We start from the raw sequence: 18,838 nt of genomic DNA, 5'->3' as shown, positions 1-18,838 counted from the left end.
TCGATGCCGAATCACGCCGAAGCCACGACGACGCAGGCGCCGCAAGTCGCGCCCGCTGCCCCGACCCAGGCGTCGGGTCCCGCATTCATCGCGCCCGAAGCCGATCCGCAGGCCCTCGCGCGCAACAACCAGTACGTGCTGAAATCCGGCGACGCGTTCGTGGTCAGCGACGCGCTCGGCGACATCGGCGGTCACGACGACGGCCTGTTCGTCGACGACATGCGCGTGCTGTCGAAATGGCGCCTGACGTTCGGCGGCCGCGCGCCGTCGCTGCTGTCGGGCGCGACGAGCGCCGACAACGCGTCGTTCACCGCACACCTGACGAACCGCCCGCTGCCGCCGCTCGGCGGCCACGAAACACCTGAAGGCGTGATCCATATCGAGCGGATGCGCGTGCTCGCGGGCGATGTGCTGTACGAAGCGCTGACGCTGACGAACTACGGCGCGAGCGAGGCCGAGGTGCCGCTGTCGTTGTCGTTCGCCGCCGATTTCAAGGACATGTTCGAAGTGCGCGGCACGCAGCGCCCGAAGCGCGGCACCGTGGTCGCGCCGCGTGTCGACGCGGGCGCGGTGCGGCTGCGCTACGACGGCCTCGACAGCGTCGAGCGCAACGTGACCGTGTATTTCTCGCCGGCGCCCGATGCGCTGTCGGTCGATCGTGCCGACTACACGCTGACGATCGCCGCGCAGGCGTGCGTGTCGATTTACCTGACCGTCGACGCGACGCTCGGCCCGGCGCACGGCGAAGGGCCGGGCTGCGGCCGCGTCGCGCTGCGCACGGCACTCGTTGGCGTGCACCGCGAAATGCGCGCGCGGCGCGAGTCGATGGCGCGCGTGCGCAGCGGCAATCCGCTGTTCGATGCGTGGCTCGACCGCTCGCTCGCGGATCTCGGGCTGCTCACGACGCAACTCGACACGGGGCCGTACCCGTATGCGGGGATTCCGTGGTTTTCGACGCCGTTCGGCCGCGACGCGGTCATTACGTCGCTGCAGATGCTGTGGCTGCAGCCGTCGCTCGCGCGCGGCGTGCTGCGTTTCCTGGCCGAGCACCAGGCACGCGAGACGTCGGCGTTCCGCGACGCGGAGCCCGGCAAGATCATGCACGAGTTCCGCCGCAGCGAAATGGCCGCGACGGGCGAGGTGCCGTTCGCGCTGTACTACGGCGGCGTCGATACGACTCCGCTCTTCATCGTGCTCGCAGGCGCGTATGTCGAACGCACCGGCGACGACGCGCTGATCGACGAGCTGTGGCCCGCGCTCGAGCGTGCCGCGCAATGGGTGATCGACAAGTGCGACCGCAATCCGTACGGACTGCTCGATTACCAGCGCACGTCGGAGCGCGGCCTCGCGAACCAGGGCTGGAAGGACAGCCACGATTCGGTGTTCCATGCGGACGGCCGCTTTCCGGACGGGCCGATCGCGCTCGTCGAAGTGCAGGCCTATGCGTGCGCGGCGCTCGATGCGATGTCGGCGTGCTCGCACCGGCGCGGCCACGCGGCCGATGCCACGCGCTACGCACTGCGCGCGAAGGCGCTGCGCGATCAGGTCGAGGCGCTGTTCTGGATGCCGGAAGGCGATTTCTACGGGATCGCGCTCGACGGCCACGGCGACCTGTGCCGCGTGTTCGCATCGAACGCGGGCCATCTGCTCGCGTTCGGCCTGCCCGATGCCGAGCGCGGCGCGGCGGTCGCCGGCGTGCTCGGCTCGGCGCTGTTCCAGACGGGCTGGGGCATTCGCACGCTCGCGGCCGGCCAGCCGCGTTTCAACCCGATGGCGTATCACAACGGCTCGGTATGGCCGCACGACAATGCGCTGATCGCACGCGGGCTCGCGCGCTACGGCGACAAGACGGCCGCGGTGAACCTGCTGCGCGCGCTGTTCGAGGCGGCAGTGAGCTTCGAGATGCGGTTGCCCGAGCTGTTCTGCGGGTTCCCGCGCCGGCGCGGCGAACCGCCGACCGCGTACCCGGTCGCGTGCCTGCCGCAAGCATGGGCGGCAGGCGCGCCGTTCATGATGCTGCAGGCATGCCTCGGCGTGAGTATCGATGCGTCGCGCCACGAGGTGCGCGTCGAGCGTCCGGCGCTGCCCGAAGGCGTCGACTGGTTGCGGATCGACGAGCTGCGCGTCGGCGACGAAACGGTGTCGCTGACGTTCCGCCGCGTCGACGGCCAGGTCGTCGCGGCGGCGGAGCAGCCGGGCCGCGTGAAGGTGGTCGCGGTGCTGTAGCGCGGCAATGCGCGGACGTTGCGCGATGTCGCGCCACGTTCGCGTGCAGCGGCATAGAATCGTGACATGACCCTTGAACGATGGCGGAGGTAGACGATGACGACCGACAACCGGCCCGACGACAGCGAGCACAAGCTCGAGAATCTCGAAGCGGCGGTCGACCACCTGCACAAGTCGATCGAATCGCAGAGCATTGCGGTCGGCGCGGCGAAGGGCATCCTGTTCAGCCTGATCGAAACGCTCGGCGCACTGATCGGTGATCCCGACCTGCCCGAGCATGCCCGCTCGGGTTACGAGGCGCTGCGCGACAAGGCGAGCGAATTGCGCGGCGGGCTCGACCGGCATTGACGACGGATCGCGCCGGCGCCGGCCATCCGGGCGGTGCCGGCGCTGCCCGTTCCTGCAGACAAAGCACAAAATCCCTTGCGCTCAATGAGTTAGGTGGCCGATGCGCAGGATATCCACAAGCTTGCCAACACAATCTGTGGAGAACCGGCCGCCCCCGGCCGGGCGCGCGGCGCGTGCCGGGCGAAAGCCCATGCGCTGCCACGCGGATGACCGGTCAAGGTCCCCGTATCGAATCCCCTTTTGTATCAATGTGTTACGCGGCGGATCGAAGGGATATCCACAGGCTTGCCAACAAAATCTGTGGACAACTCGCAATCGATTGCGTCGCGACAGTTGAGGATGCGGCGTGCGGCGACCGGCTTGCGAGCCCCGTGCGCAGGGGCTGCCCGCGGTCTGCTCCGGTGCGGTATTTCGTGCGCGATCAACGGGTTAGATCCCGGGTACCCAGGATATCCACATCCTTGCCAACACTTTCTGTGGACAAATGCACCGCATGTGTCATTCGGCCGGCGCCGCGCCGGCCGCCTCGGCCGCGATCCAGTCGCGAAAGAGCGTCATCGCGGGCGTGAGCGGTTTCGACTTCAGCGATGTGAGCCAGTAGCCGCCGGCGCGCACGTCGATGTCGAGCGGCCGCGCGAGCAGGCCGAGCTGCAGCTCGCGCGCGAACATGCAGGCCGGCGCGAGCGCGACGCCCGCGCCTTGCATCGCGGCCTCGACCATCAGCCGCGACGAATCGAACACGGGGCCGTTGACCGCCCACGGTTCGAGCTGGGCGGCGTCGAACCAGCCGAGCCATTCGTCGGTGCGGTAGGAGCGCAGCAGCGTTTCGTTCGCGAGATCGGCCGGCTGCGCGAGGCGTCGCGCGATCTCCGGCGCGCACAGCGCGGTGAGCGGCGCATCGAGCAGGCGCTCGTTGCGCGTCGCCGGCCAGTTGCCTTCACCGAAGCGGATCGCGAAGTCGAGACCCTCGGCGGCGAGGTCGACGACGTTGTTGTTGGTCCGCAGCCGCAGCTCGACGAACGGGTGCGTGTCGCCGAACCGTTTCAGCCGCGGCATTAGCCAGCCTATGGCAAAGGTGCCGACGACGCCAAGCGTCAGCACCTCGTGGAAACGCCCGCCCTCGAACTGCTTGAGCACCGTCTCGATGCGGCTGAACGCGTCGCTCAGCACGGGCAGCAGCGCGCGCCCTTCGTCGGTGAGCCCGAGACCGCGCGGCAGCCGCGTGAATAGCGTGCAGCCGAGCCGCTCCTCGAGCGAGCGGACCTGCTGGCTGACCGCGGCCTGGGTCACGCTCAGCTCGAGGCCGGCGCGCGTGAAGTTCAGGTGTCGCGCCGACGATTCGAACGCGCGCAGCGCATTGAGCGGAAGATGAGGGCGGAGCTTGGTCATAAGATTTTCTTTGGTCAGCGCTCAATTATCGTTGCTTGTCAGGCAACCGTAAAGTCTCGATAGTGCTGTCTCGGCGGCCGGCCGTCCGCTTCGGTGTTTTGCCTTCGTTCCGCGTCCATTCCACCACGAGACACATCACATGACCTACTCATCGCAACGTCGAACCCTGTTGCTGGCCGCCGCGGCGGCGCCGCTCGTCCTCACCGTTACCGCGTGCGCGTCGCAGCGGGCCGCCGCGCCGGAGGTGGCCAATCCGGCCGCGGCGGCGCTTGCCGATCTCGAACGCGACGCGGGCGGCCGTCTCGGCGTGTGCGCGATCGACACCGCGAGCGGCCGGATCGTGGAGCATCGCCCCAATGAGCGCTTCCCGTTCTGCAGCACGTTCAAGGCGATGCTGAGCGCGGCGGTGCTCGCGCAGAGCGTCGAGCGCCCGGGATTGCTGCAGCAGCGCGTGACCTACTCGAAGGCCGACCTCGTCAACTATTCGCCCGTCACGGAGAAGCATGTCGACACGGGCATGACGGTGGCCGCGATGTGCGAGGCCGCGATCCAGTACAGCGACAACTCGGCTGCGAACCTGCTGATGAAGCTGCTCGGCGGCCCGTCGGCCGTGACCGCTTACGCGCGCTCGATCGGCGACGACGCGTTCCGGCTCGATCGCTGGGAGACCGAACTGAACACTGCGCTGCCGGGCGACCTGCGCGACACGACGACGCCCGCCGCGATGGCTGCGAGCATGCGCGTGCTGACGCTCGGCGATGCGTTGCCGGCCGCGCAGCGCGCGCAGCTCGTCACGTGGCTGCGCGGCAACAAGGTCGGCGACAAGCGGATTCGCGCGGGCGTGCCGGCCGGATGGACGGTCGGCGACAAGACGGGCACCGGCGATTACGGGACGACGAACGACGCGGGCGTGATCTGGCCGGCGTCGGGCGCGCCGATCGTGCTCGTCGTGTACTACACGCAGGCGCAAGCCGATGCGCGGTCGAAGGATGACGTGATCGCTTCGGCTGCGCGCATCGTGGCCCGGGCATTCGGTTGAGCCAGGCGGCTCGGCATGCGTGACCGGGTTCGCATGCACGTCGTGCCGCAGTCGTGACCCACGCGCCGAAACGTTGCGCGATCAACGACTTAGGTCGCGCATGCTCAGGATATCCACATCCTTGCCAACAAAAATTGTGGACAAGCCCGCGCGCGACCGCGTTCGCGGCGCAGCGGGCCGCCGTGCCCGGTTCGAAGCGGCGCGGACAAAGTCTTTCGGATCAAGCGCTTGGCTGCGGTATGCGCAGGCTATCCACACGCTTGCCAACAAAATCTGTGGACAAGCGGGCGGCCCGGCGCGGCAGGCGGCCGGTCACGCGTCGCGACGCTGCAAGCGCGGCGATTTGCCGGCCGCGTGCCGTATTCGAAGCGGCGCGGACAAAGTCTTTCGGATCAAGCGCTTGGCTGCGGTATGCGCAGGCTATCCACATGCTTGCCAACAAAATCTGTGGACAAGCCCGTGGGGCGGCCGCGACGACGTTCAGCGCTGCTGATCGTCGACCGTGGGCCAGCGCGCGAACGCGAACACCCACAGCATGATGAAGTTCAGGACCGGGACGAACATCGTCAGGATCCACCAGCCCGAATGCCCGGTGCGGCGGACGATGCGGATGTACGGATAGATGACGACGGCGACGAGCACGAGCGAGACGAGCAACTGCCACGCGGTGAAGTGTTCCATGGCCTTCCTCGGAGTGGATGTGTCGTGGTGCGGCGCCGGCGAAACGGCCGGCCCGTGGCGCCGACGCGCGAATCGGCGATGCCCGGCTGCGTGCGGCTCGCGTGATCTTGACGCGTGGCATGCGCAGGCGTCAAGGCGCGGGCAGCGCGCCGCATTCGCGCCGGCTCGCGCGCCGTTGCCGAAACGATGGCGCGGCGCACGAACCGTTGGCCGATCAACGGGTTAGCGCAGGCGTGCGCAGGATATCCACAAGCTTGCCAACACAATCTGTGGGTAAGTGACGCGGCGTATGGCCGGCACGCTCGCGGCGCCCGCGACGTGCATCGTCGTGGCGTCGTGACGCGAACTGAGGCGAAGCGGCGCGCGTGAAGGGCGCAGCACGTGGGTTGTCTGCATCACGCGTGCCAAAGTCCATCGGATCAAGGGTTTAGCGTTGCGGTGTGCAGGATATCCACAAGCTTGCCAACATTTTCTGTGGAGAACTGCGCGTTCGCGATCGGCGGGCACGACACCGGCCGATGCCACATGTTGCCCCGATTCGCGCGCACGCTCACGCCGTGCAGATGCCGGTCACGCCGACTTTCTGGAACAGGTGCGGACTGGCGACGGCGGACGACGGATAGGCCGCGAGTTTTGCAACGAACTCGGGATGCGTGAAGGCCGCGCGAAACGCGTCGGTCGATTCCCAGATCGCGTAGTTCAGGTAAGTCGGGCTGTCGCCGAGCGCGCGATGAAGCTGGGTCGAGATGAATCCCGGCTGCCGTTTCATGAATTCGGCGTCGTCCTTCCATACGGCCAGAAAGTCCGCTTCGTCTGCGGGAGCCAGCGTGAACACGTTGACGAGGACGACCGGCTCCGCGGCGATGCCGAGTTGCTGCCGGATCGGAAAATTCGGATCCATCGGTTTGAACTGGGCCATGAGAACTCCTGTGGGTCGTGGGCCATCGAGCGATCACGCGTGGCCATCGGCGCCATGCGCGCGGGACATCGCCGACAGAACGCGAATGGCCGCATCCAGGTCGGCCGAACTGAACTCGCCGGCGATATCGCGAACGTGCTGTTCCCATTGCCCGACCACCGCCTGATAGGCGGTTTCGCCGCGCGGTGTCAGCGCATACAGCGGCGAGCGCTTGTGCGCCGGGTTGGGCAGCGACCGCACCAGCCCTTCATCGACCAGCACGTTGATCTGTTTCAGCACGGCTTGCCGCGTAATGCCCATCGCATCGGCAATCTGCGGGATGTTCGGCGCTTCCGGCGCCATCGAGATGGCGCCCAGCACCTGCCAGCGCGCACTGGTCAGGCCGTGCGGCCCGGAAAAGGTGTTGCCCCATTCGATCAGCAGGCCGTTCAACCGGAACACGGACAACGCGACGGCGGTCAACTTCGCGGATTTCGTCATACTCGATACGCTTGATGAATTGACAACCACTTTACGTAATAGACAACTGGTTGTCAAATTAAAGATGCGCAGGGTCGAGCGGATCGTCTACGACAATTGAATCGGGGTCGTCATGGCGGCCAACATGCGCGTGCCTGCCGCCGTCTGGCGCATTTGCCGCGCACGACCGACAAACCGTTTCCGATCAATGGCTTGGTGACATTGGCGGCCGGTTGTCCACAAGCTTGCCAACATAATCTGTGGACAAAGCCGCCTGTCGCGCGTGCATCAAAGTGGTGCGGGGAAGCGCACCGTGACGGTCAGTCCGCGCCCGCCGCGCGTGGTGCCGAGCGCGACCGTCGCGCGATGCTGTTCGGCGATCCGCTTGACGATCGACAGCCCGAGCCCGCTGCCCGACGACGTGACGGCCTGCGCGCCCTCGCCGCGATAGAAGCGCTCCCACACGTCCGCGCGTTCGGCTTCGGGGATGCCGGGGCCGTCATCGGCGACTTCGAGCACCGGCGTCGTGCCGTCGATGCGCGCGGACACGTCGATGCGCGCGCCGTCGCCCGCATAGCGGATCGCGTTGTCGACGAGGTTGTTCAGCAGCACGCGCAGCGTGTCGGCGTTGCCCGTGGCCATCACGGCAGACATGACGATCGCGCCGAGATCGATCCGGTGCGCATCGGCGACGCGCGCGCGATCCGCGACCACCGACCGGCACAGCGCGGCGAGATCGACGGGCGCAGACGCGGACGCGGCCGCTTGCGCATCGGGTTCGAGGCGCGCGAGCGTCAGCAACTGCTCGGCGAGGTGGCCGAGGCGCGTCGTGCCCGCATGGATCTGCGCGAGGATGTGCTCGCGTTCGTCGGCCGTCGCCGCGCGCCGCAGCAATTGCGACTGGATCGACAGCCCCATGATCGGCGTGCGCAATTCGTGCGCGGCATCGGCGATGAAGTGCCGCTGCAGCGTGAACGAGCGGTCGAGCCGCGCGAGCAGGTCGTTGATCGCCTCGGCGAGCGGGCGCACCTCGTTCGGCATCGACGCGACGTCGACCGGTTCGAGATTGTTGGCATTCCTGCGCTTGAGGCCGGAGGCGATCGTGCGCAACGGCCGCAGCCCCGCGCCGATGCCGAACCACAGCCCGATCGCGAGCACCGGCAGCATCGAGAACACCGGCCACAGCAGGTGCACGGCGATGCCCGCGATCGCTTCCCAGCGCGCATGGCGCGCCTGCGCGAGCCGGATCGTCGTGCCGCCGCGTTCGGTCACGTAGGTGCGCCACGGCTGGCCGCCGACGTCGACGCTCGCGATGCCCGTCTGCGCGGGCGGCGGCAGTTTCGAATCGCGGTCGGTCGAGTACACGAGCGTGCCGTTGCGCCACACCTGCAGCAGCACCGCATCGGGATCGCTGGCCTCGAAGCCGTGCTTGCTGTCGGTGTGGTTACTGAACGACAGCTCGCCGTTCGGGCCGACGACGATTTGCTTCGACATGCTGCGCATCTGGTCGTCGAGCAGGTCGTCGAGTTCGCGCAGCGCGCCCCAGTAGGTGCCCGCGCTCGCGACCAGGCCGATCACGCATGCGGCCGGCAGCAGCCACATCAGCAGGCGCCGCCGCAGCGACGCGCTGCGCCAGCGTTCGATCGCGCGTTGCATGCGCGTCATGTGCCGTCACCGATCCGGTAGCCGACGCCGCGCACCGTGCGGATCATGTCGTGGCCGAGCTTCTTGCGCAGGTTGTGGATATGCACCTGCACCGCGTTGCTCTCGATTTCCTCGCCCCAGCTGTACAGCCGTTCCTCGAACTGCTCGCGCGAAATCACCGCGCCGGGTTCGCGCATCAGCTCGTGCAGCAGCACGAACTCCTTCGGCGACAGCGGCACTTCGTCGTCGTCGAGCCACACGAGATGCTTGACGGGGTCGAGCCGCAGCGGGCCGATCGCGAGCGTCGTCTGCGCGCGCCCCGCATGACGGCGGTTGACGGCGCGGATGCGCGCGAGCAGTTCGTCGAGCGCGAACGGCTTGACGAGGTAATCGTCCGCGCCGCTGTCGAGGCCCGCGATACGGTCGGGCACGCCGTCGCGCGCAGTGATGATGATCGCGGGCAGCGTCTCGTCGCGGCGGCGCAGCGCCGCGAGCACCGACAGGCCGTCGCGGTTCGGCAGCCCGAGGTCGAGCAGCAGCAGGCCGTAGCCGGTCGAGCGCAGCGCGAGCGACGCGGCATCGCCGTCCTTCACCCAGTCGACGGCGAAGCCTTCCTGTTTGAGGCCCTGTTCGAGCCCGCTGCCGATCAGCGGATCGTCCTCGACGAGCAGTACGCGCATGGATTCGTGTCTCTTCAACGGGGCGCCGTGGCGCCCGGGGTTCCCATGATAAGCGCTCGTGTCTTAGCCCAGGCTTAAAGGCGGGCGGTGCCTGGCGGGCGTTCGTACTCGTCCAATGCGGCACCGTGTCGCTTCGGCACGACCTTCAGGTTTGCTTAATCTTACGGTCCGTAATCTTGGCGTGTCGCGTTCAACGGGGCGCGGCGCCACATCGAAGAAGAGGAACGACATCATGAAACACCTGGCCAGAATCCTGACGATCGCGCTCGCCGCGCTGCCCGCCGCCGTCTACGCGCAATACACCGGGCCGTCGGCGCTGACCACGACCACCGTGAAGGAACTGCTCGCGAACGGCAAGGACGACCAGCACGTGCAGTTGCAGGGGCGCATCGTCAAGCATGTCGGCGGCGAGGATTACGAGTTCGCCGATGCGACCGGCACGATCCGCGTCGAGATCGACAACAAGCTGTGGGCGGCCGGCCAGCCCGTGAACGACAAGAACGAAGTGAAGGTGACCGGCGAATTCGAGCGCAAATGGTCGGGCCGCGTGAAGGTCGACGCCGACCACGTCGAAGTGCTGCGCTGACCGATGCGCGCGGGGCCGGTGATACCATGAACGACCGGTTCCCGTTCTCATCAAGATGGCCGCCAATTTCGACGAACTCGCGTCCCGGATCCGGGCGCAATTTTCCGAGCTGAGCCCGCAATTCCAGGCGGGCGCCGCATTCCTGCTCGATCATCCCGACGAAGTCGCCACCTCGTCGATGCGCAAGGTCGCGCAGCGCGCGCAGGTGCAGCCTGCGTCGCTCGTGCGGCTCGCGCAGCAATTCGGCTTCCCTGGCTGGAACGAACTGCGCGACCTGTGCGTCGCGCGTGTGCGCACGCGCCCCGAGCCGCTGACGCAGCGGGCGCGCTCGCTCGTACGGCCCGACGCGAAGGCGTCGCTCGCGCACGACCTGCTCGCCGCGCAGCAGCACAACCTGTCGGCCACCGCCGCGCAGAACGAGCACACGCTCGCGGAAGCGGCGAAGCTGATCCGCAAGGCGTCGCACGTGCATGTCGCCGGGTTTCGTTCGTGCTACCCGGTCGCGTTCGGGTTCGTGTATGGCTACCGGCTGTTCCGTCCGACCGTGTCGCTGCTCAACGGCGTCGCCGGTTCGCTCGAAATGGAACTGCGCACGATCGCGAAGCAGAGCGTGACCGTGATCGTCAGCTTCGCGCCGTATTCGGCGGAAGCCACGCGCGTCGCGCAGGCCGCGAAGGCGCAGGGCAGCCGGATCGTCGCGATCACCGACAGCGCGGTGTCGCCGATCGCGCTGCACGCGGACGCGCAACTGATCTTCACGCACGACAGCCCGTCGTTCTTTCCGTCGCTGGTGGCCGCGCATGCGATGGCCGAGGCGCTGGTCGCGCAGTTGCTGGCGCTCGAAGGCAGCGATGCGATCGCGGCGCTCGAGCGCACGGAAGCGGAGTTGCACGCGAAGGGCGCCTACGTCGTCTGAGCCTGCGAGGGCCGCTTCAAGCTTCCGTCATTCACGATTCAGCCGGATACGACCGATGACGTTCACATACGAGGTGACCGACGCGGGCGATGCGAACGTTCGCAAGGAGATCGTCGCGCCGCTCGTCCGATTCAACGAAAGCCGGGCCGGCCCGAGCAACTTCCGTCCGCTGGCCGTGCTCGTGACCGACGTGCAAGGCACGGTGGTCGGCGGCCTGTGGGGCGGCACCGCGTTCGGCTGGCTGCATGTCGACCTGCTCGTGGTGCCCGAGGCGGCGCGCGGGCAGGGCGCCGGCACGCGCATCATGGATCTGGCCGAAGCGGAGGCCGTCGCGCGCGGGTGCCACAGCGCGTGGCTCGACACGTTCGATTTCCAGGCGCGGCCGTTCTACGAGAAACGCGGTTATGTCCGCTTCGGCGAGCTGCCGGACTATCCGGTCGGGCACACGCGCATTTTCCTGACGAAGAAACTCGCGGGCTGAGCGGCGGCGCGGCACGGTTGACGATGTCGCCGGCCGTCGCCTAGGATAGCGATCAGCGATGCAGGTCGCTTCCGGGTCCGCGGAAAGGGTTGAACCCACCTGTCGCAGCAAATCCAGTCTTTCCCCATCCTTGGTGCTGGCGGTATTGCGGACCTTCGGCCATTTCTGCACGAGGATCCGCATGAAAAAGCTGCCCCCCAGGGCCAATCCCGATCATCTGAAAAAGCAGGCCAAGGAATTATTGCGCTTGTATCGGCAGGGCGATGGGCATGCCGTCGCACGCTTCGTCCAGTTTCTCCCCGCCGCAGCAAACCGCACGCACGACCAGGCGCTCGCGCTCGGCCTCCGCCTGCATGACGCGCAATCCTGCATCGCGCGGGAATACGGCTTCGCATCGTGGGCTGATCTCGGCGCGTTCGTCGAAACGCAGGCGCTCGCGCAGCAGCAGCGGCCGCTGCTGATTCGGCGCTGGCTCGGTCTTGCATACGGCGGCGACGTGACCGGCGGCTTCGACGCGCCCCGGCCGCGCGTCGCCGCGCAATTGCTGCGCGACCATCCCGACCTTGTCTCGGACGACGCGACCATCGCGTGCGCAGCGGGCGACCTCGACGCGCTGAAGGCAGCCATCGCCGCCGATCCCGGCTGGATCGCGCGCGCCGGCGGCGCGTTGAAGCTGCCGCCGCTGGTCGCCGTCACGCATTCGCGGCTCGGCCAGCTTCCCGAGTTCGCGGTCAGGCTGCGCGCCTGTGCACGGCACCTGCTCGATGCCGGCGCCGATCCGAACCAGCGGATCGGCAACCGGTTTCCGCCGGCGTCGCTCGCTGCGCCCGACGAGTCGGGCCCGCTGTCGGCGCTGTACGGCGCCGCCGGCGTCAATCGCGACCCGGTCCTCACGGCCATGCTGCTCGAAGCCGGCGCCGACCCGAACGACGGCGAATCGCTGTATCACTCGCTGGAGAACCCGGTGTGCACGCGCGTGCTGCTCGAACACGGCGCGCGGGTGGGCGGCACGAATGCGTTGCGGCGGGCGCTCGACATGCGCGACGCGGCCGCGCTCGAACTGCTGCTCGCGCACGGCGGGGACCCGAACGAACCGGCCGGAGAAGGGCCGACGAAAATGTGGGGCGCGCCGCTGTTGCGGGCGATTGCCGTGCGCTGTTCGGCGCGCCACATCGCCGCGTTGCTGGCGGCCGGCGCGGATCCCCGCGCGCGGACGGCGGCGGGCGTCAGTGCGTACCGGCTGGCCATGCAGACGGGATTGACCGACGTCGCCGCGTTGCTGCGCGCGGCTGGCGCGGAGGAGACGCTCGGCGCGGAAGACGCGTTCGTCGCGGCCTGCGCGCGCGCCGACGCCGACGATGCGCGGCGCATCCAGGCGCGACATCCCGAACTGCCCGGCGCGCTGCCCGAAGACCGGCTGCGGTTGTTGCCGGACGCCGCCGCGTGGGGTTCGGCCGATGCGGTGAAGGTCATGGTCGAACTGGGCTGGCCGATCGCCGCGCGTGGCGGCGACTGGGACGCGAGCGCGCTGAATCAGGCGGTGTTCCGCGGCGACGCGAAGCTGCTGGCGTTCCTGCTCGCGCACGGCGCAAGCTGGCGCGAGATGCATGGCTACGGGAGCGATGCGCTCGGTACGTTGTCGTGGGCGTCCGTCAACGAACCGGCGGACCTCGGCGAGCCCGACTGGGAAGCGTGCGCGCGTGTGTTGCTCGCGCACGGCGTGCCGCAAGCGGCGCGGGACCCGTCGAATCCGGAAGGCGTGCTGGTCGACGGCCGTGCAATGCGGTTCTCCGAAGCCGTGACCGACGTGTTGCTCGGCATCGAAAGCGGGCAGCCCGGGTCGCAATAAGCAACGGCGCTCGGCAAGCGGGCAGGCTGTCGCGTCTGCCCGCGCACCGGTTTTTCCCGCCGTGCGACGACATTTCGGCGATCGCTGAAACGTCGGGCGCACGGCAGGCGTAAGCTCGTCCGTCATCCCCTTCCCGGAGTCCGCGATGACCCGTTCCGATCTTCAAGTCCGCCAGGCCGAAGCCTTTCGTGCGCTCCATGTGCGCCCCGGTGCATTCATCATCCCGAACCCGTGGGATGCCGGCACCGCGCGCCTGCTCGCGATGGCCGGCTTCGAGGCGCTCGCCACCACCAGCGCCGGCTTCGCCTTTTCGAAAGGGCAGCCCGACAACGCGATCGACCGCGACGCGATGCTCGAGCACATCGCCGATCTGGTCGCCGCGGGTGGCCTGCCCGTGAGCGCCGATCTCGAGAACGGTTTCGGCGACGCGCCCGAAACGGTGGCCGACACGATCCGGCTGGCAGCCGAGGCCGGCGCGGTCGGCGGCTCGATCGAGGATGCGACGGGCCGCGACGATGCGCCGATCTACGCGCGCGAAGCGGCGATCGAGCGCATCGCGGCGGCCGTCGCGGCGGCGCGTGCGCTGCCGTTTCCGTTCACGCTGACCGCGCGCTGCGAAAACTACCTGCACGGACGGCGCGACCTCGCCGACACGATCGCGCGGCTCGTTGCGTATCGCGATGCGGGCGCCGACGTGCTGTATGCGCCGGGTATCACCGACGCCGGCGAGATCGCGGCGGTGACGCAGGCGGTCGGCGCGCCCGTCAACGTCGTGATGGGGCTGCAGGGCGGCTTGCTGAGCCTCGATGAACTGGCGGCGCTCGGCGTAAAGCGCGTGAGCGTCGGCGGTGCGTTGGCGCGGGCCGCGCTCGGCGCGTTCCTGCGCGCCGCGACGGAGATGGCGCGCGACGGCACGTTCACGTTTACGCAAGCGGCCGTACCGGGGCGCGACGTCAATCGCTGGTTCGCGGCGCCCGATAATTCGCCGGTATCGTTCGGAGAATGACCGCTAGTAAATCGTGGGATCGTTTCCAGCCGAAATACTGATTGACAATAATCAACCTATTTCGCGTCCGATTTAAACGTCGGTGACGACGCAAAATACATCGTTTATTCTCCGCATTCCGCCCGTTCGTCCGGAATCGGCGCGCAAGCCGCGCCGGTTCTGGCGATCGGCTACCCGCCGGGTGCGTCGATGGCGCGCATTGTTGCATTTTCCCGATCGATGGATTGTCGCGCGCGGCAGTTGCCGGTTATTTTTTTGATTGATAATCTGCGGCACAGTCGAATGGCCGGTCGGCAGGCCGTCGGGAATATCAATATATAAAAATCTGAGAGAGCGATGACGATCCGAGAAAATCACCGTGTCGGGTTTCGCGTCGGCGATGTCGTGACGCTGAAAACGGGCGGGCCGCGCATGACCGTCACCTATGCCGGGCCGGTCGTGTTCGACGACGGCGACTGGCTGATCTGCCAGTGGTTCGACGAAAGCGGCGAATTCCGGCAGGAAATGTTCCATCACGACACGGTCGCGCCCGAGCCGCGCGCGATTTCGGCCGGGCGCGTACGGTTGCGCATGCAGGCGCTTCGCTACCGGTCGGCTGCCTGACGCCCGGCTGTCGTTGCGATGCCGCGACGCGCGGCAATCGAACGGCGATATTTCACGTCAACCCGAAACATGCGGCGGCGCACCGCCCCGATACTGTCCGCATGAACCCGACCGATCCCATTGCAGCGGTTACGCACCGCGACCCCTATCCCTACTATGCGGCGCTCGTCGACGGGCCGCCGCTCGCGTTCGACGCCTCGCTCGGCCTGTGGGTCGCGAGCCGCGCGGCGACCGTCACGGCCGTGCTCGGCCATTCGGCCTGCCGCGTGCGCCCGCTGGACGTGCCCGTGCCGCCCGCACTGCGCGGCACGACGGCTGGCGCGCTGTTCGGCGAACTGGTGCGCATGAACGACGGCGCGTTGCGGCACGACGTGCCGAAAGCGGCGTTGCGCGCGGCGCTCGCGCCGGTCGAAACGGGCGCGCTGCGCGAGCGTACCGAGCAGCTTGCCGCGCGGCGCTTGCGTGCGCCGGACGATGCCGACGCGCTGAATGCATGGTGCATGACGGTGCCCGTCTGCGCGGTCGCCGATCTGCTCGGCTTCGACGAGGCGCAGCTCGACGACATCGCGGCGCTGGTCGTCGATTTCGTCGCCGCGTTGTCACCGCTGTCGGACGCCGCGGCGCTGGCCCGCGCGAGCGACGGCGCGCGGCAACTGCTCGCCCGGATGACGGAGCGGGTCGCGCAGACGCACGCGCACGACGGCACGCTCGTCGCTGCGGTGCAGCAGGCGGCGCGCGCGTCGGGCTGGCAGGCGAGCGGTGCGCTGGTCGCGAATCTCGTCGGGTTGCTGTCGCAAACCTGCGAGGCGACCGCCGCGTGGCTCGGCAATACGCTGGTGGCATGGAACGGGGAGGCGCAAGCCGCGCGCGGCGCGCCGGACGCCGCCACGCTCGACGCATTCGTCGCCGAAGTCGGGCGTTTCGATGCGCCGGTGCAGAACACGCGCCGTTTCGTCGCGTCGCGCACGACGATCGACGGCGTGACCGTCGAAGCCGGCGACGCGATCCTGGTCGTGCTCGCCGCGGCGAACCGCGACCCGGCCGTGTATCCCGACGCGCACCGGCTGCTGCCCGGCCGCGAATCCGGACCGAATTTCGGTTTCGGCTCGGGGCCGCACGGCTGCCCGGGCGAGCGGATCGCGCGCGCGGTGACGGCGGGGGCATTCGGGGCGTGGTTGCGCGCGGGCGGCTGGCCGTCGCGCGGCGGGCTGGCGTGGGATTACCGTGCGTCGACCAACGTCAGGATGCCGAAGTTCGACGCGGCACGGTGAAGGGGAAAGAGGGACTTAACGGCAGCCTTGCTTCTCCGCCCATTGCTCCTGGGCGGCGACGCGGCGCTGCACGCGTTCGACGAGACCGGTCGAGAAGGTCCGCATGCTGACGCCGCGGCGCTTCGCGAGGATCGTCTGCGCGACGTCGGTTCGCGGGTTCGGCTGGCACGCCCAGTAGAGCGTCATCAGCCAGCCGATGCCCGTCCATGCGAACAGCGCGTTGAACATCGCGATCGTCAGCTTGTCGTGCCGGCCGCGCCGGTCGGCAATGACTGCCGGCAGGAAATAGAGCGCGATCGCTGCGACTGAACCGGCCACTTGAATCAGGACTGCGTCTTGCATTTTGCTGCTCCGTCCGAACTGCAATGAGGCTGATTGTCGCGCTTTTTCCGTTCGTGTGCCGGCAATTGATTGTTGCGTTTTTATTGACGATCAGCCGGCCTCGGCGTCCGCGGGCTGCACTTCGTTGCTCAGCGCGAAACCTTCGTCGAGCCAGCCCGTCACGCCGCCGATCATCAGCTTGACCGGGCGGCCGAGGCGCGCGAGCTGGATCGCCGCGCGCGCGGCGCCGTTGCAGTGCGGCCCTGCGCAGTAGACGACGAACAGCGTGCCGTCCGGGTAGCCGGCGAGCTTGCCCGCGACGATCTTGCGGCGCGGCAGGTTGCGCGCGCCGGGCACGTGGCCGGCGGCGAACTGGTCGGGGCCGCGCACGTCGAGCAGCACGAAATCGGGTGCACCCGATGCGAGCGCGTCGTGCACGTCCCAGCAATCGGTCTCGAATCGCAGTGATGCCTCGAAATGCGCGAGGGCGGCGGGGCTGTCGGCAGCGGGCACGTCGGTGACGTAGGACATGGGCAGGCTCTCCAGGATGAGCAGGCGCGGAATGCACCGGAATGAAGGGCAGTATCGCGGTTCGGCGCATTTCGCGGCAGTGGCGCGATCGACAAGTTCCGGTAACATCACGCCATGCATAATCATCTCGTCGTCGCGCTCGCCTACGATCGCCTTTGCACGTTCGAATTCGGCTGCGTGGTCGAACTGTTCGCGCTCGAGCGCCCCGAACTCGGGGTCGACTGGTATCGCTTCGCGGTATGCGCAAGCGAGCCGGGGCCCGTGCGCGCGGCGGGCGGCATCACGGTCGCCGCGCCGTACCGGCTCGCGACGCTCGATCGCGCGGACACCATCGTGATACCCGGCTGGCGGGATCCGGACGAACTGCCGCCCGAGCCGCTGCTGAAGAAACTGCGGGCCGCGCATCGGCGTGGCGCGCGGCTCTGTTCAATCTGTTCGGGCGTGTTCGTGCTCGCGGCGGCCGGCGTGCTCGACGGGTTCACCGTGACGACGCACTGGCGTTACGCGGAGCGCCTGCAGGCGCGTTATCCGGCGCTGCGCGTGAATCCCGATGCGTTGTACGTCGACGAAGGGCAGGTCATCACGTCGGCCGGGTCTGCGGCGGGGCTCGACATGCTGCTGCATCTCGTGCGCCGCGATCACGGCGGCGCGATCGCGAACCGCGTCGCGCAGCGTCTCGTGCTGCCGCCGCATCGTGACGGCGGCCAGGCGCAGTTCGTGCCGCGCCCGGTCGCGCCGGGCGGCACCGACCGGCTCGCGAAGCTGATCGACTGGATGCGCGCGCACGCGGCCGAGCCGCACACGCTGGCATCGCTCGCCGCGCAGGCCGCGATGAGCACGCGCACGCTGCAGCGTCAGTTCGCGGATGCGACGGGGATGTCGCCGCTCGCGTGGCTGATCCGCGAGCGCGTGAACGTCGCGAAGGACATGCTCGAAGCGCAACCCGCGCTGCCGCTCGCGCAGGTCGCGGCGCGCGCGGGGTTCGGCTCGGAGGAATCGCTGCGCCGGCATTTCCGGCGCGTCGCGGCGACGAGCCCGGCCGCGTATCGACGCGGCATGGATCGTGGTGCAGGATAGCGGGCGTTGCACGATGCCGTTCGTGCATGACAACTAAAAAAGGAAAACCAACATGGGCTTGCTGGGAAAGCTGTTCGGAAAGAAATCGCGCGACGACGCGTCATCGGCTCCGGTGCCGCCGGCCAACGAACAGGATGCGTCGGACGAGCAGGGCGGCCCCGACATCGCACCCGAACTCGCGCCCGCGCTGGCGGCCTATCAGGCCGGGCGGCACGAGGCCGCGATCGCGGCGGCCGCGCCCCACGCGGCGCGTCTCGCCGATGCGGCGCGGCTTTGCGCGCTCGCGTATTCGGCGATGCATCGGTATCCCGAAGCATTCCGGTACTGGCTCGCGCTGTTCGAGCAGGAGCCGAGCGCGCACAACGCGGTGCAGCTCGCGACGACTTCGGTGATGTGCGGTGAAATCGAGCGCGGCGAAGCGTGGATGCAGAAAGCCGCCGAGGGCAATCATGAAACGCGCGAGCAGTCCGACGTCAACGCGCGCGTGAACTTCATTTCCGCGCTGATGCAAAGCGGCCGTCCGCACGACGCGCTGCCGCATCTCGACTGGGTACGCGACGTGTACGGCCACGTGCGCATCACCGATTCGACGTTCCTCTACATGCGCGGCATTCCGTTCTTTTCGGCGTTTCTGGAGAACAGCCTGGAGATCCTGAAGGCCGCGCTGCCGGCCGCCGCGATTGCGCCGTGGTACGGCGAACTCACGGGCAAGCTCGACGAAGAGGGCGAAGCGCAGCTTGCCGAGTGGGTCGGGCGGCTGCCGGCGTAACCTGCCGAGCCGTTCCTCGGCGCGCGCGACGTTGCGCGACGTT

The 18,838-nt window shown here is 68.3% G+C and carries 20 protein-coding genes; 12 read left to right on the top strand and 8 right to left on the bottom strand.

All coding sequences use genetic code 11. From position 1 onward, the window contains the following. The first annotated feature begins 3 nt into the window (after window positions 1-3). Both BBJ41_RS24400 and BBJ41_RS24395 read left to right on the top strand, forming a co-directional pair. Window positions 4-2,226, top strand: coding sequence for an amylo-alpha-1,6-glucosidase (locus BBJ41_RS24400; RefSeq protein WP_069748828.1), 2,223 nt, complete (start codon window positions 4-6; stop codon window positions 2,224-2,226). A 96-nt stretch (window positions 2,227-2,322) separates the two neighbouring features. Next, window positions 2,323-2,574 (top strand): hypothetical protein, encoded by a 252-nt coding sequence (locus tag BBJ41_RS24395; RefSeq protein ID WP_011354368.1) that lies wholly within the window; start codon window positions 2,323-2,325, stop codon window positions 2,572-2,574. Window positions 2,575-3,072: 498 nt separating this feature from the next. Here BBJ41_RS24395 and penR read toward each other — a convergent pair whose 3' ends face one another. Next, window positions 3,073-3,963: a beta-lactamase transcriptional regulator PenR gene (gene penR / locus BBJ41_RS24390; RefSeq protein WP_069748827.1), complete on the bottom strand. Its 891-nt coding sequence runs from the start codon at window positions 3,961-3,963 to the stop codon at window positions 3,073-3,075. 139 nt (window positions 3,964-4,102) lie between these two features. On the opposite strand from penR, the gene blaPEN-bcc reads away from it, so the two are divergent. After that, entirely contained in the window at window positions 4,103-5,002 is a 900-nt protein-coding gene (blaPEN-bcc, locus tag BBJ41_RS24385; RefSeq protein ID WP_069748826.1) for a PEN family class A beta-lactamase, Bcc-type, read from the top strand. 480 nt (window positions 5,003-5,482) lie between these two features. Here the strand turns inward: blaPEN-bcc and BBJ41_RS24380 are convergent, their stop codons facing one another. The 5 genes from BBJ41_RS24380 to BBJ41_RS24360 all read right to left on the bottom strand — a co-directional run bounded on the left by BBJ41_RS24380 (window position 5,483) and on the right by BBJ41_RS24360 (window position 9,385). Further along, window positions 5,483-5,683, bottom strand: coding sequence for a DUF805 domain-containing protein (locus tag BBJ41_RS24380; RefSeq protein WP_069748825.1), 201 nt, complete (start codon window positions 5,681-5,683; stop codon window positions 5,483-5,485). 550 nt (window positions 5,684-6,233) lie between these two features. Further along, window positions 6,234-6,602: an antibiotic biosynthesis monooxygenase family protein gene (locus BBJ41_RS24375; RefSeq protein ID WP_069748824.1), complete on the bottom strand. Its 369-nt coding sequence runs from the start codon at window positions 6,600-6,602 to the stop codon at window positions 6,234-6,236. Window positions 6,603-6,635: 33 nt separating this feature from the next. After that, window positions 6,636-7,082 (bottom strand): MarR family winged helix-turn-helix transcriptional regulator, encoded by a 447-nt coding sequence (locus BBJ41_RS24370; protein WP_069748823.1) that lies wholly within the window; start codon window positions 7,080-7,082, stop codon window positions 6,636-6,638. A 267-nt stretch (window positions 7,083-7,349) separates the two neighbouring features. Further along, complete coding sequence (locus tag BBJ41_RS24365; RefSeq protein ID WP_069748822.1) at window positions 7,350-8,726, bottom strand: ATP-binding protein; 1,377 nt, start codon at window positions 8,724-8,726, stop codon at window positions 7,350-7,352. Next, on the bottom strand, window positions 8,723-9,385 hold the full coding sequence (locus BBJ41_RS24360) for a response regulator (protein WP_069748821.1): 663 nt from the start codon (window positions 9,383-9,385) through the stop codon (window positions 8,723-8,725). Before BBJ41_RS24360 ends, BBJ41_RS24365 begins: the two co-directional genes overlap by 4 nt. 232 nt (window positions 9,386-9,617) lie before the next feature. On the opposite strand from BBJ41_RS24360, the gene BBJ41_RS24355 reads away from it, so the two are divergent. From BBJ41_RS24355 to BBJ41_RS24325, 7 genes are all read left to right on the top strand, one after another. After that, complete coding sequence (locus tag BBJ41_RS24355) at window positions 9,618-9,971, top strand: YgiW/YdeI family stress tolerance OB fold protein (RefSeq protein WP_069748820.1); 354 nt, start codon at window positions 9,618-9,620, stop codon at window positions 9,969-9,971. Window positions 9,972-10,026: 55 nt separating this feature from the next. Continuing rightward, window positions 10,027-10,887, top strand: coding sequence for a MurR/RpiR family transcriptional regulator (locus tag BBJ41_RS24350; RefSeq protein ID WP_069748819.1), 861 nt, complete (start codon window positions 10,027-10,029; stop codon window positions 10,885-10,887). Window positions 10,888-10,942: 55 nt separating this feature from the next. Beyond that, window positions 10,943-11,368: a GNAT family N-acetyltransferase gene (locus BBJ41_RS24345; protein ID WP_069748818.1), complete on the top strand. Its 426-nt coding sequence runs from the start codon at window positions 10,943-10,945 to the stop codon at window positions 11,366-11,368. A gap of 181 nt (window positions 11,369-11,549) precedes the next feature. Beyond that, on the top strand, window positions 11,550-13,217 hold the full coding sequence (locus BBJ41_RS24340; protein WP_069748817.1) for an ankyrin repeat domain-containing protein: 1,668 nt from the start codon (window positions 11,550-11,552) through the stop codon (window positions 13,215-13,217). Window positions 13,218-13,362: 145 nt separating this feature from the next. Next, window positions 13,363-14,223, top strand: a complete 861-nt coding sequence (locus BBJ41_RS24335) for an isocitrate lyase/PEP mutase family protein (RefSeq protein ID WP_069748816.1) — start codon at window positions 13,363-13,365, stop codon at window positions 14,221-14,223. A gap of 336 nt (window positions 14,224-14,559) precedes the next feature. Then, window positions 14,560-14,826 (top strand): YodC family protein, encoded by a 267-nt coding sequence (locus tag BBJ41_RS24330; RefSeq protein WP_069748815.1) that lies wholly within the window; start codon window positions 14,560-14,562, stop codon window positions 14,824-14,826. A 101-nt stretch (window positions 14,827-14,927) separates the two neighbouring features. Beyond that, entirely contained in the window at window positions 14,928-16,097 is a 1,170-nt protein-coding gene (locus BBJ41_RS24325; RefSeq protein ID WP_069748814.1) for a cytochrome P450, read from the top strand. Between the two features lie 15 nt (window positions 16,098-16,112). On the opposite strand, the gene BBJ41_RS24320 is transcribed toward BBJ41_RS24325, so the two are convergent. Beyond that, complete coding sequence (locus BBJ41_RS24320; RefSeq protein ID WP_069748813.1) at window positions 16,113-16,439, bottom strand: superinfection immunity protein; 327 nt, start codon at window positions 16,437-16,439, stop codon at window positions 16,113-16,115. Between the two features lie 90 nt (window positions 16,440-16,529). Further along, window positions 16,530-16,949: a rhodanese-like domain-containing protein gene (locus BBJ41_RS24315; protein WP_069748812.1), complete on the bottom strand. Its 420-nt coding sequence runs from the start codon at window positions 16,947-16,949 to the stop codon at window positions 16,530-16,532. A 114-nt stretch (window positions 16,950-17,063) separates the two neighbouring features. Here BBJ41_RS24315 and ftrA point away from each other — a divergent pair, with 114 nt between their 5' ends. Next, window positions 17,064-18,026 carry a transcriptional regulator FtrA gene (gene ftrA, locus BBJ41_RS24310; RefSeq protein WP_069748811.1) on the top strand — a complete coding sequence of 321 codons (963 nt, stop codon included), beginning with the start codon at window positions 17,064-17,066 and terminating at the stop codon, window positions 18,024-18,026. A gap of 52 nt (window positions 18,027-18,078) precedes the next feature. Beyond that, complete coding sequence (locus BBJ41_RS24305) at window positions 18,079-18,795, top strand: hypothetical protein (protein WP_069748810.1); 717 nt, start codon at window positions 18,079-18,081, stop codon at window positions 18,793-18,795. The last annotated feature ends 43 nt before the right edge of the window (window positions 18,796-18,838 follow it).

Origin of the sequence: Burkholderia stabilis, assembly GCF_001742165.1 — a bacterium.
Lineage (GTDB): Bacteria > Pseudomonadota > Gammaproteobacteria > Burkholderiales > Burkholderiaceae > Burkholderia > Burkholderia stabilis.
The sequence above is the reverse complement of the archived record's forward strand: the minus strand, read 5'-3'. Positions and strand labels throughout refer to the sequence as shown.

What these genes read in the sequence shown, in the direction of transcription:
- BBJ41_RS24400 (WP_069748828.1), top strand. Translation starts at nt 4, where the DNA reads ATGCCGAATCACGCCGAAGCCACGACGACGCAGGCGCCGCAAGTCGCG.
- BBJ41_RS24395 (WP_011354368.1), top strand. Translation starts at nt 2,323, where the DNA reads ATGACGACCGACAACCGGCCCGACGACAGCGAGCACAAGCTCGAGAAT.
- penR (WP_069748827.1), bottom strand. Translation starts at nt 3,963, where the DNA reads ATGACCAAGCTCCGCCCTCATCTTCCGCTCAATGCGCTGCGCGCGTTC.
- blaPEN-bcc (WP_069748826.1), top strand. Translation starts at nt 4,103, where the DNA reads ATGACCTACTCATCGCAACGTCGAACCCTGTTGCTGGCCGCCGCGGCG.
- BBJ41_RS24380 (WP_069748825.1), bottom strand. Translation starts at nt 5,683, where the DNA reads ATGGAACACTTCACCGCGTGGCAGTTGCTCGTCTCGCTCGTGCTCGTC.
- BBJ41_RS24375 (WP_069748824.1), bottom strand. Translation starts at nt 6,602, where the DNA reads ATGGCCCAGTTCAAACCGATGGATCCGAATTTTCCGATCCGGCAGCAA.
- BBJ41_RS24370 (WP_069748823.1), bottom strand. Translation starts at nt 7,082, where the DNA reads ATGACGAAATCCGCGAAGTTGACCGCCGTCGCGTTGTCCGTGTTCCGG.
- BBJ41_RS24365 (WP_069748822.1), bottom strand. Translation starts at nt 8,726, where the DNA reads ATGACGCGCATGCAACGCGCGATCGAACGCTGGCGCAGCGCGTCGCTG.
- BBJ41_RS24360 (WP_069748821.1), bottom strand. Translation starts at nt 9,385, where the DNA reads ATGCGCGTACTGCTCGTCGAGGACGATCCGCTGATCGGCAGCGGGCTC.
- BBJ41_RS24355 (WP_069748820.1), top strand. Translation starts at nt 9,618, where the DNA reads ATGAAACACCTGGCCAGAATCCTGACGATCGCGCTCGCCGCGCTGCCC.
- BBJ41_RS24350 (WP_069748819.1), top strand. Translation starts at nt 10,027, where the DNA reads ATGGCCGCCAATTTCGACGAACTCGCGTCCCGGATCCGGGCGCAATTT.
- BBJ41_RS24345 (WP_069748818.1), top strand. Translation starts at nt 10,943, where the DNA reads ATGACGTTCACATACGAGGTGACCGACGCGGGCGATGCGAACGTTCGC.
- BBJ41_RS24340 (WP_069748817.1), top strand. Translation starts at nt 11,550, where the DNA reads ATGAAAAAGCTGCCCCCCAGGGCCAATCCCGATCATCTGAAAAAGCAG.
- BBJ41_RS24335 (WP_069748816.1), top strand. Translation starts at nt 13,363, where the DNA reads ATGACCCGTTCCGATCTTCAAGTCCGCCAGGCCGAAGCCTTTCGTGCG.
- BBJ41_RS24330 (WP_069748815.1), top strand. Translation starts at nt 14,560, where the DNA reads ATGACGATCCGAGAAAATCACCGTGTCGGGTTTCGCGTCGGCGATGTC.
- BBJ41_RS24325 (WP_069748814.1), top strand. Translation starts at nt 14,928, where the DNA reads ATGAACCCGACCGATCCCATTGCAGCGGTTACGCACCGCGACCCCTAT.
- BBJ41_RS24320 (WP_069748813.1), bottom strand. Translation starts at nt 16,439, where the DNA reads ATGCAAGACGCAGTCCTGATTCAAGTGGCCGGTTCAGTCGCAGCGATC.
- BBJ41_RS24315 (WP_069748812.1), bottom strand. Translation starts at nt 16,949, where the DNA reads ATGTCCTACGTCACCGACGTGCCCGCTGCCGACAGCCCCGCCGCCCTC.
- ftrA (WP_069748811.1), top strand. Translation starts at nt 17,064, where the DNA reads ATGCATAATCATCTCGTCGTCGCGCTCGCCTACGATCGCCTTTGCACG.
- BBJ41_RS24305 (WP_069748810.1), top strand. Translation starts at nt 18,079, where the DNA reads ATGGGCTTGCTGGGAAAGCTGTTCGGAAAGAAATCGCGCGACGACGCG.